Origin of the sequence: Stenotrophomonas sp. WZN-1 (assembly GCF_002192255.1) — a bacterium.
GTDB lineage: Bacteria > Pseudomonadota > Gammaproteobacteria > Xanthomonadales > Xanthomonadaceae > Stenotrophomonas.
Window position 1 is genome coordinate 1,528,512 of record NZ_CP021768.1, and the last position, 14,491, is coordinate 1,543,002.

The window sequence follows — 14,491 nt, forward strand, 5'->3', positions numbered from 1 at the left end:
CCCCCCCGGCCCGGGCTCAGGCGGTGGCCCGGATCATCTCGCCCAAGGTGCCGGTGATCTGGTCGATCTGTGCCTTGTCCACGATCAGGGGCGGCGACAACGCAATGATGTCGCCGGTACAGCGCACCAGCAGCCGGCCGTCCTGGAAGCAGCGCCGGAACACCTCATAGCCACGGCTGCCGGGGGCATCGCGGCGCGGCGCCAGTTCGACCGCGCCGACCAGCCCGAAGTTGCGGATGTCGATCACGTTGGGCAGGCCCTGCAGCGCGTGCAGCCGTTCCTGCCAGTACTCACCCAGTTCGATGGCACGTTCGAACAGGCGCTCCTCGGCATAGACCTCCAGCGTGGCCAGCGCCGCTGCACAGGCCAGCGGATGCCCCGAATAGGTATAGCCATGGAACAGCTCGATGGCCTGTGGCGGTGCCTGCATCAGGGTTGCATGCACGGCGTCGCTGGCCAGTACGCCACCCAGCGGTACCGCGCCGTTGCTCACCGCCTTGGCGAAGGTCAGCAGGTCCGGAGTGACCCCGAAGCGCTGCGCGGCGAAGGGCATGCCGACCCGGCCGAAGCCGGTGATGACCTCGTCGAACACCAGCAGGATGCCGTGGTGGTCGCAGAGTTCGCGCAGGCGCTGCAAGTAGCCCGGCGCGGGCAGGATCACCCCGGCCGAACCGGCGATGGGTTCAACGAACACGGCGGCGATCGTCGAGGCATCATGCAGCGCGATCAGCCGTTCCAGGTCGTCGGCCAGCTCCGCGCCCTGGCGTGGCAGGCCCCTGCTGAACGCATTGCGTTGCAGGTCCAGGGTATGCCGCAGGTAGTCGACGCCGCCCAACTGCAGGCCGAATGCTTTGCGGTTGTTGGGCAGTCCGCCCAGCGCCATGCCGCCGAAACCGACCCCGTGGTAGGCCTTCTCGCGGCTGATGAAGCGGGTGCGCTGGCCCTCGCCACGCTGGCGGTGATAGGCCAGCGCGATCTTCATCGCGGTATCCACCGCCTCGGACCCGGAGCTGGTGAAGAACACATGGTTGAGCGGGGCGGGTGCCAGCGCGGCCAGCCGCTGCGCCAGCGCAAAGGCCGGCGGCGAGCCCACCTGAAAGGCTGGCGAGTAGTCGAGGGTGCGTGCCTGCTCGACGATGGCCTCGACGATGCGCGGTCGTGCGTGGCCAGCATTGCAGCACCACAGGCCGGCGGTACCGTCGAGGATCTGGCGACCGTCGACGTCCTCATAGTGCATGCCTTCGGCGCGTACCAGCATGCGCGGCGCGGCCTTGTACTGGCGGTTGGCGGTGAACGGCATCCAGTACGCGTCCAATGACTCAGGGCGCTGGGTGGCCAGGTCGTGCAGGTCGCTTTCGGGACGCTTCATGCCAGCTCCATCGGGTCCGATGCGACGAATGTAGCGCAGCCGCGTCACGGCGGAGTCGTGGCGTCCCCGGTATAACCAAGGCTCGTTGAATGTTGGAGCTTCCCATGGCCGATTTCCCCGACCGCAGCCACTGGCAGGCGTTGGCGCTTCAGCTGTCGATACCCGGCCAGGCCTTCATCGACGGCCGTTATGTCGATGCGGCCAGCGGTGCCCGTTTCGACTGCATCAGCCCGATCGACGGACGGGTGCTGGGGGCGGTTGCCGACTGCGACGCGCAGGACGTGGAACGTGCGGCACTGGCCGCGCGGCGCAGCTTCGAGGCGGGGCACTGGTCACAGGCCAGTCCGGCCCACCGCAAGCGCGTACTGCTGGCCCTGGCCGCACTGGTTGAAACGCACGCCGATGAACTGGCCTTGTTGGAAACCCTGGACATGGGCAAGCCGGTGCGTGACGCCCGCCGCATCGATCTTCCGGGCGTGGTGCGCTGCCTGCGCTGGACGGCCGAAGCGGTGGACAAGCTGTATGGCGAGATCGCGCCCACCGGTCCGCACGAACTGGGACTGGTCACCCGCGAGGCGGCGGGCGTGGTGGCGGCGATCGTGCCGTGGAATTTCCCGTTGCTGATGGCCTGCTGGAAGATCGCGCCGGCGCTGGCGATGGGCAACTCGGTGGTGCTCAAGCCTTCCGAGCGCTCGCCCCTGAGTGCGCTGCGGCTGGCGACGCTGGCCGCCGAGGCCGGGTTGCCGGAGGGCGTGTTGAACGTGCTGCCGGGCCATGGTGCGCGCGTTGGTGAACCGCTGGCCCTGCACATGGACGTGGATGTGCTGGCCTTCACCGGCTCCACGGCCACCGGCGCCAGGCTGCTGGGGTATTCCGGGCGGTCCAATCTCAAGCGGGTCTGGCTGGAGTGTGGCGGCAAGAGCCCGCACCTGGTGTTCGCCGACGCTCCCGATCTGGACGCAGCGGCCAAGGCCGTGGCACAGGGCATCTTCTTCAATCAGGGCGAAGTCTGTACCGCCGGTTCGCGGTTGCTGGTACAGCGCTCGATCCGCGAGGATTTCGTGCACCAGGTGGTTGCCTACGGCCAGCACATGCAGCCGTGCCATCCGCTTGAAGCCGACGCGCCGATGGGCGCGCTGGTGGATGCCGCGCATCTGCACAAGGTGATGGGGGATATCGCGCGTGCCGAAAGCGAGGGCGCCCGCTTGCTGCTGGGCGGTCATCGCGCCGAGGTCGAGGCAGGTGGTTGCTATGTGCAGCCCACCGTGTTCGATCAGGTGAGCCCGGACCAGGCACTGGCGCGCGAGGAAGTGTTCGGGCCGGTACTGGCCGTGCTCGGCTTCGACGACGAAGCCGAAGCGGTGCGCCTGGCCAACGACAGCCGCTACGGCCTCGCCGCCGGCCTGTGGACCTGCGATCTGGGCCGTGCCCATCGCGTGGCGCGCGAGCTGCGTGCCGGCAGCGTCTGGGTGAACGGCTGGGATGGTGGCGACATGACTGCACCGTTTGGTGGCTACAAGCAGTCCGGCAACGGGCGGGACAAGTCACTGCATGCGTTCGATAAATACAGCGAGATCAAAGCCACCTGGATCCAGCTGTAACGACGCGGCTGCTCGACGCTGCAGAAGAATGGCGCCTGTCATCCTGGTTGGCATCGGTGTCGGCTGAAACCATCGTCCCGTGCGGCCACTGCCACGTGGCAGAATCGGGCGATCCGCCGTTACCCGTGTTGCCGATGTCGACGATCACTGCTGCCGCGCCGCCCGTGAATTCCCCCCGCCGTGTCCTGCTGGCCAGCCTGATCGGCACCACCATCGAATTCTTCGATTTCTACATCTACGCCACGGCCGCGGTGCTGGTGTTCCCGCACCTGTTCTTCCCGGACAGCAGCGAACAGGCGGCGCTGCTGCAGTCACTGGCGACCTTCGCGGTGGCGTTCATCGCACGCCCGGTCGGCTCGGCGGTGTTCGGCCACTTCGGTGACCGCATCGGCCGCAAGGCCACCCTGGTCGCCGCGTTGCTGACCATGGGCCTGTCCACGGTGCTGATCGGCCTGTTGCCGACCCATGCGCAGATCGGGCTGTGGGCGCCGGCACTGCTGGCGCTGTGCCGTTTCGGCCAGGGCCTGGGGCTGGGGGGGGAGTGGGGCGGCGCGGTGCTGCTGGCCACCGAGAATGCACCGCCGGGCAAGCGCGCCTGGTACGGCATGTTCCCGCAGCTGGGTGCACCGCTCGGCTTCCTGCTCTCAGCCGGCATCTTCCTGGTACTGGGCCGCTGCCTGAGCCAGGCCGATTTCCTGCAGTGGGGCTGGCGCATTCCATTCGTGGCCAGCGCGCTGCTGGTCGGCCTCGGCCTGTGGGTGCGGCTTAACATCCACGAGACCCCCGACTTCAAGAAGGCGCTGGAACGCAAGGCGCCGGTGCGGCTGCCGATGCTGACGGTGCTGCGTGACCACCCGGTACCGATGCTGCTGGGCACGCTGGGCGCGTTCGCCACCTTCGTGCTGTTCTACCTGATGACCGTGTTCAGCCTGGGCCATGGCACCGCGGTGCTGGGCTACAGCCGCGAGCAGTTCCTGCTGATGCAGATGGCCGGCATGCTGTTCTTTGCGCTGGGCATCCCGTTGTCGGCGCGCTATGGCGACCGCTGGGGCACGCGCCGCACGATGATCGTGGCCAGCGTGCTGATCATTGGTTTCGGCGTGCTGTTCGCACCACTGTTCCAGCCGCACAGCCCCTGGCTGGTCACGGCGTTCCTGTGCCTGGGCCTGTTCCTGATGGGGCTGACCTACGGCCCCTGCGGCACCTTCCTGGCCGAGATCTACCCGGTGGAAGTGCGCTACACCGGCGCCTCGCTGTCATTCAACCTGGCCGGCATCCTGGGGGCGGCGCCGGCGCCGTACCTGGCCACCTGGCTGGCCGAACGCTTCGGCCTGGTCGCGGTCGGCTACTACCTGTGCCTGACTGCGGCAGCAACCCTGTGCGCGTTGGTGGCACTGCACCGGCGCGCGCTGCGGCTCAGCCAAAGAAGCGCTTGAGCGTGCGCCCCAGCCAGCCGCCGCCCTGGTGTTCGCGGGCGAACTGGTTCAGGTGCGCCTTGACCTGTTCGGCGTAGGCCTGGTCATCGCCGCGGATGTGGTTGAACAACCAGCGCGAGAGCATGGTGCGCAGCTCGTCGCTGATGTCCTCGCCGGCCTGGAAGCGCATGCGGTATTCCGATACCCGCTTGATGAAGACCTCATGCACGCGCTTGTGCGCGGCACAGAACGGATAGCCTGCTTCCTCCATCAGCTCTTCCTCGAACGCGAAGTGCGACATGGTGTAGTCGACCACTTCATCGATCACTTCGCCGACGGCCGTACGCTGCATGCTGGCCTGGGCCACGTGCAGGTGGTTGAGCATCTCGATGATGCGGCGGTGTTGTTGGTCGATCACATCGATGCCGATGTTCAGATCGTCCTGCCAGACCAGTAGTGCCATCCCGGCTCCCCTTCATGCCTATGTCGGGGCCGACTGTAGGGCTGCCGTGCGGGGACGGCGTTGATCTGGATCAAAGCGTGCCGATCAGGTCAGCGCAGGCTCGCGTGGACGCAGCGGGCTGGCCACCGTGGTGCAGCTGACCCGGTTGCGGCCGCCGGCCTTGGCCAGGTAGAGCTGGCGGTCGGCCTCGGAGATCAGCCGGTGCAGTGCATCGCGCTGCGGGCGCAGGCAGCACAGGCCGATGCTGACCGTCATGCGCAGGGTGGCGGTGCCGATGTCCACTTCCAGCGCAGCGATGCGCTGGCGCAGTTCCTCGAAGTACTGCAGCGCCTCGTCCTGTTCCATGTCCGGCACCAGCAGGCAGAACTCCTCGCCACCGAACCGCGCGATCAGGTCCTGGCTGCGGGCGTGCGCAGCCACCGCGCTGGCGACCGCACGCAGCGCGTCGTCGCCGGCCTCGTGGCCGTGGGTGTCGTTGATGTGCTTGAAGTGGTCGATGTCGATCATCGCCACCGCCACGCACTGGCCATGCAGCTGCAGCTGCGGCAACTGGCGCTGGCTCTGTTCCAGGAAGCAGCGACGGTTGGGCAGGCCGGTGAGGAAATCGCGGGTGGCCAGGTCCTGCAGCGTGCCGATCAGTTCCAGCTGGTCGACGTTCTGCGAGACGCGGCAGAAGAATTCCTCGCGCGAGAACGGCTTGCGCAGGAAATCGTTGGCGCCGTTCTTCAGGAAGCGCGGGATCAGCGACGCGTCGGTGTTACCGGAAATGCCGATCACCGCCACCTTGTCGCGCGAGCGCAGGGTGCGCAGGCGGCGGGTGAACTCCACGCCCTGCATGCCGGGCATCTCCTGGTCGACCACGGCCAGGCGGATCGCAGGATGCGCCTCGATCGCGGCCAGGCCCGCGTTGCCGTCAGCGGCCTCGTGCACCTCATGGCCATACATGCGCAGCAGGGCGGCGGCATAGCCGCGCGCGGACGGCGAGTCGTCCACCACCAGCGCAGCGATGCGGCGGTTGCGTTCCAGCCGCTGCACCAGCCACACCAGGTAGTCGATGCTGCCCGGGGTATTCTTCAGCACGTAGTCGATGATCTGCTGCTGCAGCACGCGCTTGCGCAGGTCCTCGTCGTAGACGCTGCTGACCACCACGGTGGGCAGGCCGCGCTTGAGGAAGAACTCAACCACTGCATCGCGGTCGCCATCGGCCAGCACCAGCCCGGTCAGTACCAGGAACCAGCCGCCATCCTCGCTCAGCAGGCGATCGGCCTCGGCCAGAGTGGAGGCGATCACCACCGGCAGTTCCAGGCGCTGCTCGATGGCCTCGCGCAGCATGCCGGTGAAGGCACGGGAGTTTTCGACCAGCAGGATCCGCTGCGGCAGCGGATCGGCCAGGTCGCCATCGACGGCGGCCTGCGGCAGGACGGGCATGATGCGGTGGCTCACGAGGGAGGGCTCGGCACGGATAGCGGCGGTTTCGGGCGCAACTTTAGCGGAGCAGCGTGCCCTGCGCGTCGTTCCCCGATCAGGCAGGCGATGCGAATGCCGCCGGTGTACCCGCAATCGATTCATGCAGGACGAGCCGGAGCCGGTTGCCACGGCAATGCACCGTGCCGCCGTAGGCCATTATCCGGCCGGCCAGACGCTCGGTGGCCTGCCGAACGGTCCGGTTCGACAGTGTGCAACCGCGATCAAGCAGGCCCACGACCACCACGATGCCGCGGCGATCGCCAGTCTGGCCGCTCCGGGCGCGCACGCTGACCTGCCCTGACTCCAGCTCCAGCAGCAGCGACACCGCCTCGATCAGCGAGCGATAGATGGCGAGCTGCAGATCCACAGTCAGCAGGCAGGGGTTGCCCTCCAGCCGGGGCGGAATCACGCGATGGGTGTTGCTCCAGTTCTCGCATGCGCCGCCAACCCGCAGCGTGATGTACAGCCCAACCTGCTCCAGCCCCGTCGGATACAGCAGACTGGCCTGTTCACGGAACAGCCGCGAGTGCACGGATGAGGCGTGCTGCAGGCTGTTGGCCACCGCATGATGCCCCTGTTCCTTCAGCCAGCTGACCATCTCGCCGAGCGAGCTGTCCATCCCTTCGCCCAGCTGCTTGAGATGGGAGGCGCGCTCGCGCAGCTCGCGCTCGCTGGTCTGGTGCGAGCTGCGTGCGAGGCGCAACGTGGTTTCCTCTGCCAGGCTTCGTGACTGCGCGCGTTGATGGTGATAGCTGATGCTGGATCCCAAGGCGAGCAGCGCGACGCTCATCACGGCCATGCTCTGCTGGGTGGCAAACGTGCCCAGGTCGAACGAGGACGGTAGGCCGGTGCTGGGGGTGGCAAAATGGAGTGGAAGGTTCAACAGCGGAATCGCGACGGCCGCGCCACGCCAGCCATGCATGAAGGTCAGGGCGATGGCGGGCAGGGCGGCCAGCAGCACCATATGCGTCCGCGTGGTGTGGGCGCTGACGCTTGTCAGCTGCATGCACAGCCCCAGCACCAGCATCACCAGGATCGCCGAGACGGTGGGTGCGACAAAACGATGGGCCCAACCTGGGTCGGCGTGCCGTCGCGACCAGAGGAATGCCAACGGCACCAGGGTGATGATGGCGGCGAAGTGACCAAAGATCGTCCGATCGACCGCGTCCAGCAGGTTGCTCGGCGGCGGTTTCGACCAGAGAACATATGAAATGCTCAGATTGAGAGCCGGGACGAACAGTGCGGTGCAGATCGACAACGAAAGCAGCCAGAGGCCCGTGGCTGCCTCGGACGGCATTTTTTCCCGGTGCAGGTAAACCACCAGCATCGCCATCGGCATCAGCAGCGTCGACGCCAGGATGACCCAGTCCAGCCCGTAGCTGTCGATCATGGGGATGCGCAGGGTTGCGAAGTACGCATACTCGCCAAGTAGCAGGTAGGGCCACAGGCGGGTCGGGACGATCAGTAGTGCCGCTGCCCGGATGCCCGCGGGCAGGAAGAACTGATCCAGCGAGAACTGACGCGAGACAAGGCAGCTCAAGGCGTAGGCGGCCGCGAGTGCGATTCCGACGGGTCGGATCCGGAAGCTCAGTTCAATTGCTTCTTTGAATCGGTCCAAGCCCCCGCCTCTTGTCTCCCGGCCAATGATGGCTGGTCATTTCTGCAGACACTAGCGACAGTTGGAGATGGGCGCAATCGAGGTGTCTGGCCTCCCTTTGCGCTGCAATCGGCGGCTTCCCACGCTTCATGGCGACATGCTCAGCAGTGCGGCGGCATGGCCACCTGCGGACGGTGAATCATCCACAATCCGCGTGCCCCTGTGTCGATCGCGTTCCGGCCGCTGCACCAGCCGCACTCGCCGGTTGATGCTGTCCGCTGCGTGCGCCATCACACAATCGACGATATCCTGCTGTCGCACGCGCCTGTCCAGGTCCTTGTCGCAGATGCCCCTGGCCCGCACCGTCGGCGGATTTGACTGCGGGTATTGGCGATTTCGGACGCAGCTTCGGCGTGGCAGGGGTTTGCATCGATCCAGTGGATTATGTCCGATAGGTACTGCAGAGTGCGCCCGGTATATGCTGATGCGATTGGCGGTAGCATCCTTCTTGATCCGTATTGCATCCAACCTGGAGGTTAGTGTGAGAAGTTTCCGAATTCATGCATTTGCTGGTGCATTGATGTTGGTGCCTGTATCCGTTTTTGCATTTGCCCCGAGTGACGACCATGGAATCAAGATGGCCGGCCAAGGACTCGGCCAGTCGATTCCGCAGGCACAGGACCTGAGCGTGGATCCCGGCTGGTTGGTCTATGGGTTCGAGCGCGATGGCATGGATTATTTCCAGGTAAACGATCTCGCGGGGCACGTGCACATCGTGATCGGCAATGCTGCCGGCACGTTCTGGGTGCTGCCGGCAGGTGACCCATCCGCGAAGGTGTCGTTGCCGGAGCAGCGCCTGCCTGTTCCCGCCAAAGCCACCAGAACGGTTGTCTATCGGGCCTCCGCATTCACGCTGGTCAGGTATGCAAGCGGAGCTGATGTGCTGTGGGCGGTCGAGGCACCCTGATACCGCCTGTTGCCGGGATATCGGCGACAGCTTCAGTATCAGGCCGCGTGGGTACCCGGTGTTCGCCGGGTGCCCATGACGCCCGGGACCAGGGGGCAGTGCGAGATGCTTATGCCATTCTGCTGCGCTGGTTCGATCCGGTCGCTTGACTGTGAAATGTACTACTGCAGCGCAGAGGGTGCGGGGCAGCTGTACCGCGATGGAGCACTGGGCGCTGTCTCAAGCCTGGTCTCGCGGTCGAGGAACAGAATCCTGACCCGGTTGCGGTAGCAGTCAACGGTCCCGTCATAGGGAAGGGTTCGCCCGGTCAGTCGCTCGAACGCTGCCATGGTCGTCTGCTGGGATAGGTGCCTACGCTGTTCCAGCAGTGACACGACCATGAGGATTCCGCGCCTGGAGCCCATTCCGCCGCATCTTGCACGAATGCGAATCTGACCGCCTTCATGCTTGAGAAGAATGGAGACCGCATCAATCAGTGTCCGGTAGGCGGCCAACTGCAGTTCCACGCTCAGGTTGCAGGGGTCGCCTTTCAGGTCCGGGCGGAGAACGCGTTCCGTCAGCTTCCATGACTCACGGATGCCACCCGCCTGCAAGGCCACGTAAAGCCCAAGATGCTCCAGGCCCGAGGGATAGACCATGCTTGTCTGTTCGCGAAAGAGCCGCGAATGGACATTCGAGGTATGCAGAAGGCTGCTGGCCACTGCGTGGTGTCCCTGGGCCTTGAGCCAGTCGGCCAGCTCAACCAGCGACGTATCGATGCCGTCGCCGAGCCTGCGAAGGTGCAGGGCACGTTCACGCAGCTCCATCTCGCTGGCCAATTGCGAGCTCCTCGCAAGATGGATGGCGTCCCTTTCGCCCATCTCGCGCAGCCTGTAACGATGGTAGAAGTGGGTGATGCGTGATCCGAGCAGCAGCAATACGATGCCGCTGATCGCCATGATCTGCTGGGTGATGAAGGCTGCCGGATCGAATGCGGTTGGATGGGTGTTGGGCGTGGTCAGGCCGATGACCATGTTGAGCACCGGCACTGCAAGGGCAGCACCCCTCCAGCCATACAGGCAGGTAAGTGCAGCCGCGGGGAGTGCCAACAGCAGCAGGAAGGTTGCCTTCAATGCAATCCAGTCTGCGGGCAGTTGAGCCGCAGCTATCCCGATCAGCAGCATCAATGAAAGTGCTGCCAGCATCGGCGTCTTCCGTCGGGCGTTCCACTCCTGCCCAACGTCTTGTCGCGCCCACAGCATGGCAATGGGGGCCACCGTCAGAATGCCGATGAAATCACCCACGCTGAAGCGCGCGGCATTGGTCAGGAAGGGCGTGGAAGGGGGTGTTGGCCAGAGCAGATGGGAAAAGCTGAGGTTGAGCAGAGTAACAACGACGCTGGAAGCGGCGGCAATCAACAAGAGGCCGATCGTCTGCGACTCCGCCATCAGTCGCCGTTGCAGCTTCACAATCAGCATCACCGCTGGCATGAGGAACGCGGAGGCAACAATGACCCATGTCAGGCCGTACTTCTCGATCATCGGCACGCGGGACTGTGCGAAGTACGCATATTCGCCCAACAGCAGGTAGGGCCAAAGGCGTGGCGGGCACAACAGCACGGCTGCCACCCGGATGCCGGCTGGCAAATAGAACTGATCCAGCGACAGCTGTCGGGTTGCCCAGTAGGCAACTGCATAAAGCAAGGCAAGCATCAGGCCAGCTGGATGAATGCGCACCTTCAGTAACAATCCTTCTTTCCACCAGTCCAATCGCACGTCCCCCTCTCCTACGTGTCCCCTGTCAGCATCCATTCGCCGCGGGGCCCGGTTTCTCAGGACGGTATCGGTCTGCGAACGATTATGCAATTGCACAGCTGCGCATTTAGGAAATTGTCCAGCCGTCCATCACAGATGTTGCGTGAAAATCTGTGACGTGTGCAGCACGATCAGCGCTGCGGTGCGTTTGTCAGAACGTTCAATACAGGTGGAGATGCAGAATCTTCACCACAACGCATCCCGCAGCTTGTACCAGGACATCGCCGCCACCAGCAGTGGCGTGCGCAGCAGCCGGCCGCCGGGGAAGGGCACATGGCGCAGGCGCTGGAACACGTCCAGGCGCTCGCTCTGCCCGGCGATGGCAGCGGCGATCACCTCGCCGGCCAGCCCGGCGGCGGCCACCCCATGCCCGGAGAACCCCTGTGCGAAGTACAGGTTGCCGTCCAGCCGGCCCCAGTGCGGGGCGCGGTTGCGGGTGATGTCCACATAGCCGCCCCAGACCTGGTCCAGCGCCACGTCAGCCAACTGCGGGAACACCTCATGCATGCGCCGCTGCATCACTCCACGCAGACCGGGCGGCGGCAGCGCCGAATAGCTGGCGCGGCCGCCGAACAGCAGGCGGTGGTCGTGGCTGAGACGGAAGTAGTCCAGCGCCCAGGCGGTGTCGGCCACGGCCATGTCGTTGCCGATCAGGGCACGGGCACGGTCGGCGCCAAGCGGCTCGCTGGCACCGATATAGGTGCCGACCGGCATGATGCACCGCTCCAGCTCGGGTAGCAGGCCCTGCAGCCACGCATTGCCGGCGACCACCAGGTGTGCGGCGCGCACGCTGCCCTGGGCGGTGTGCAGGGACGGCTGCGGTCCGCGCCGCACGCGGGTCACCGCAGAGTTCTCGTGGATCACCACGCCGGCCGCGCGCGCCGCATCGGCCAGCCCGCGCGCATAGGCCAGCGGGTGCAGGTGCGCGCTGAGCGGATCGAACATCGCGGCGCGGTAGCGCGGGCTGTCCAACTGCGCGCGCAGTGCATCGCGGTCCCACCATTGCATGGGGTAGTCGTAGTGGCGCTGCAGGTGCTCGCAGTTGGCACGCAGGTCGCGCTCATGGCGTTCGCGGATGGCGACGCTGGCATGGCCTTCCACCCAGTGGCAGTCGATGCCATGGCGGTCGATGCGCGTACGCATGGCCTGCACCGCATCGCGCGACCAGTCGAACAGATGGCGCGCGTCATCACGGCCGAGCTGGCGCTCCAGTTCGTCCACCTCGCAGCCATAGCCGACCAGCGCCTGGCCACCATTGCGGCCGGATGCGCCCCAGCCGATCCGCTGCGCTTCCAGCAGCACCACGCGCTGGCCACGGGCGGCCAGTTCCAGCGCGGCGGTCAGGCCGGTGTAGCCGGCGCCGAGCACCGCGACGTCGGCCTGTACATTCTCCTGTAAAGGGGGCAGCGCGGCCGGCTCGGGGAGACTGGCGGCGTACCAGCTGGGCGGGAAGGCGGCGCTCACTGCAGGCCTCGCGGGTGCAGGGCAGGAGGACGGAGCGGGGCAGGTCGATCAGCGTTCACCAACCTAGTTTCGCCGATGCGTGACGGCTGTGGTGTGACGGCACCGACTTGCCGCCTTCGCCGGGCGACGGGTAACGTGGCGGCACGCCAAGGAGTTTTCCCATGCGCCGCCTGCCCTGGGTGGGCCTGCCCACCGACAGCACCGTGCTCGGCCATCACCGTTTCACGATGGCCGGCGAGAAGTACGTGCGCGCGCTGGCCGAGGCGGCCGAAGTGACCCCGGTGGTGTTGCCCAGCCTGCAGCCACCGCTGCCTGCCGGCAACTGGCTGCAGGGGCTGGATGGCCTGCTGCTGACCGGCGCGGTCAGCAATATCGAACCGCAGCACTACGAGGGTGGCCGCAGCTGGCCAGGCAATCCGCATGACCCGGCCCGGGATGCCAATGCCTTTGCGTTGCTGCAGGAGGCACTGGCGCTGGACCTGCCGGTGCTGGCGATCTGCCGCGGCTTCCAGGAATTGAATGTGGCACTGGGCGGCAGCCTGCATCCGCAGGTGCATGCGGTGCCCGGCCTGGCGGATCATCGTGAAGATCCGCAGGCGCCGGTGGACGTGCAGTACGGGCCGGCGCATGCGGTCACGCTGGCTGCCGATGGCTGGCTGTCGCAGTGGCAGGGGGGCGATCGTGTGCAGGTCAATTCGGTGCACGGCCAAGGCATCGCCCGCCTCGCGCAGGGCCTGCAGGTCGAGGCCTGGGCCGACGATGGGCTGGTCGAAGCGGCACGCAGCCTGCACCATGGTTTCGTGCTCGGCGTACAGTGGCACCCGGAGTGGCGTGTCATGCAGGCGCCGTTCTATCACGCTATTTTCCGTGCATTCGGCCAAGCTTGCCGGCAGCACCAACAGAACCGACTGGATTCCCGATGAGTTCCCGAACGCGCCCGCGCAAGACGGCCACGCCCCCCGCACCGCAGGAAAGCACGCTGCTGCGCTGGCTGAAGGAGCGGCGCATCACCGAGGTGGAATGCCTGGTGCCGGACATCACCGGCAACGCGCGCGGCAAGATCATCCCCGCCGACAAGTTCTCGCATGACTACGGTACGCGGCTGCCCGAAGGCATCTTCGCCACCACCGTCACCGGCGAGTTTCCCGATGACTACTACGAGCTGACCTCGCCATCGGACTCGGACATGATGCTGCGCCCCGATCCGGATACGGTGCGGATGGTGCCGTGGGCGGCCGACGCCACCGCGCAGGTCATCCACGATTGCTACACCAAGAACGGCGAGCCGCATGAGCTGGCACCACGCAACGTGCTGCGTCGCGTGCTGGCGGCTTATGCCGAACTGGGCCTGCGCCCGGTGGTGGCGCCGGAGCTGGAGTTCTTCCTGGTGCAGAAGAACACCGACCCGGACTTCCCGCTGCTGCCACCGGCTGGCCGTTCCGGGCGCCCGGAAACCGCGCGGCAGTCGTACTCGATCGATGCGGTCAACGAGTTCGACCCGATCCTCGACCTGATGTACGACTACGCCGATGCGATGAAGCTGGACGTGGACACCCTGATCCACGAATCCGGTGCGGCGCAGCTGGAAGTCAACTTCACCCATGCCGATGCGATGGACCTGGCCGACCAGGTGTTCCTGTTCAAGCGCACCATGCGCGAGGCAGCGATGCGCCACGGTGTCTATGCCACGTTCCTGGCCAAGCCGATGGAGAACGAACCGGGCAGTGCCATGCACATCCACCAGAGCCTGGTGCGGGTGAGCGATGGCAGCAACGTGTTCGCCGGCGAGACCGATGCCGAGGGCGAGTTCAGCCCGGTGTTCGGCCACTACCTGGGCGGCCTGCAGAAGTACGCGCCGCAGGCGATGGCGTTCTTCGCGCCGAACGTGAACTCCTACCGCCGGCTGGTGTTCGGCGAAGTCTCGCCGAGCAACGTCCATTGGGGCTTCGACAACCGCACCTGCGGCCTGCGCGTGCCGCTGGATACGCCGGAGAACATGCGCGTGGAGAGCCGTTTCGCCGGGTCCGATGCCAATCCCTACCTGGCAATGGCCGCGACCCTGGCCTGTGGCCTGCTCGGCATCCGCGAGCGGCTGGCACCGGATGCGCCGGTGACCGGCAGCGCCAAGGAACTGGGCTACAACCTGCCGCGCTCGCTGGGCGAGGCGCTGGACGGGCTGGAGCAGTGCAGCGAGCTGCAGGCACTGCTGGGTGAGCGCTTCTGCCGGGCCTACATCTCGGTCAAGCGCAAGGAATACGAGACCTTTTTCCGCGTCATCAGCTCGTGGGAGCGCGAGTTCCTGCTGCTGAACGTCTGAGCATCCGGAATAGAAAAATCCGCCGCCGGGGGGTAGGC

The 14,491-nt window shown here is 66.0% G+C and carries 11 protein-coding genes; 5 read left to right on the forward strand and 6 right to left on the reverse strand.

The genetic code is table 11. The features are described 5' to 3' along the window. Positions 1-16: 16 nt before the first annotated feature. Positions 17-1,369: an aspartate aminotransferase family protein gene (locus tag CCR98_RS07060; RefSeq protein ID WP_087922040.1), complete on the reverse strand. Its 1,353-nt coding sequence runs from the start codon at positions 1,367-1,369 to the stop codon at positions 17-19. A gap of 104 nt (positions 1,370-1,473) precedes the next feature. On the opposite strand from CCR98_RS07060, the gene CCR98_RS07065 reads away from it, so the two are divergent. Then, positions 1,474-2,970 carry an aldehyde dehydrogenase gene (locus CCR98_RS07065; protein WP_087922041.1) on the forward strand — a complete coding sequence of 499 codons (1,497 nt, stop codon included), beginning with the start codon at positions 1,474-1,476 and terminating at the stop codon, positions 2,968-2,970. 134 nt (positions 2,971-3,104) lie between these two features. After that, a complete protein-coding gene (locus CCR98_RS07070) occupies positions 3,105-4,406 on the forward strand; it encodes an MFS transporter (RefSeq protein WP_049446145.1) in 1,302 nt (433 codons plus the stop codon). Here CCR98_RS07070 and CCR98_RS07075 read toward each other — a convergent pair. The 3 genes from CCR98_RS07075 to CCR98_RS07085 all read right to left on the reverse strand — a co-directional run bounded on the left by CCR98_RS07075 (position 4,387) and on the right by CCR98_RS07085 (position 7,933). Continuing rightward, a complete protein-coding gene (locus CCR98_RS07075) occupies positions 4,387-4,848 on the reverse strand; it encodes a bacteriohemerythrin (RefSeq protein WP_049446143.1) in 462 nt (153 codons plus the stop codon). The two genes, CCR98_RS07070 and CCR98_RS07075, sit on opposite strands and share 20 nt — an antisense overlap. An 84-nt stretch (positions 4,849-4,932) precedes the next feature. Continuing rightward, positions 4,933-6,276: a diguanylate cyclase gene (locus tag CCR98_RS07080; RefSeq protein ID WP_087922042.1), complete on the reverse strand. Its 1,344-nt coding sequence runs from the start codon at positions 6,274-6,276 to the stop codon at positions 4,933-4,935. 94 nt (positions 6,277-6,370) lie between these two features. Continuing rightward, positions 6,371-7,933 carry an MASE1 domain-containing protein gene (locus CCR98_RS07085; protein WP_087922043.1) on the reverse strand — a complete coding sequence of 521 codons (1,563 nt, stop codon included), beginning with the start codon at positions 7,931-7,933 and terminating at the stop codon, positions 6,371-6,373. Positions 7,934-8,492: 559 nt separating this feature from the next. Here CCR98_RS07085 and CCR98_RS07090 point away from each other — a divergent pair. Continuing rightward, positions 8,493-8,879: a hypothetical protein gene (locus tag CCR98_RS07090; protein ID WP_232463098.1), complete on the forward strand. Its 387-nt coding sequence runs from the start codon at positions 8,493-8,495 to the stop codon at positions 8,877-8,879. A 161-nt stretch (positions 8,880-9,040) separates the two neighbouring features. Here the strand turns inward: CCR98_RS07090 and CCR98_RS07095 are convergent, their stop codons facing one another. Both CCR98_RS07095 and CCR98_RS07100 read right to left on the reverse strand, forming a co-directional pair. Next, positions 9,041-10,633: an MASE1 domain-containing protein gene (locus CCR98_RS07095; RefSeq protein WP_087924157.1), complete on the reverse strand. Its 1,593-nt coding sequence runs from the start codon at positions 10,631-10,633 to the stop codon at positions 9,041-9,043. A 225-nt stretch (positions 10,634-10,858) separates the two neighbouring features. Continuing rightward, positions 10,859-12,136 carry an FAD-binding oxidoreductase gene (locus CCR98_RS07100; protein ID WP_087922045.1) on the reverse strand — a complete coding sequence of 426 codons (1,278 nt, stop codon included), beginning with the start codon at positions 12,134-12,136 and terminating at the stop codon, positions 10,859-10,861. Between the two features lie 161 nt (positions 12,137-12,297). On the opposite strand from CCR98_RS07100, the gene CCR98_RS07105 reads away from it, so the two are divergent. Further along, positions 12,298-13,059 carry a gamma-glutamyl-gamma-aminobutyrate hydrolase family protein gene (locus tag CCR98_RS07105; RefSeq protein WP_087922046.1) on the forward strand — a complete coding sequence of 254 codons (762 nt, stop codon included), beginning with the start codon at positions 12,298-12,300 and terminating at the stop codon, positions 13,057-13,059. Next, positions 13,056-14,453, forward strand: a complete 1,398-nt coding sequence (locus CCR98_RS07110; protein WP_014036577.1) for a glutamine synthetase family protein — start codon at positions 13,056-13,058, stop codon at positions 14,451-14,453. The genes CCR98_RS07105 and CCR98_RS07110 overlap by 4 nt, the downstream gene beginning before the upstream one ends. The last annotated feature ends 38 nt before the right edge of the window (positions 14,454-14,491 follow it).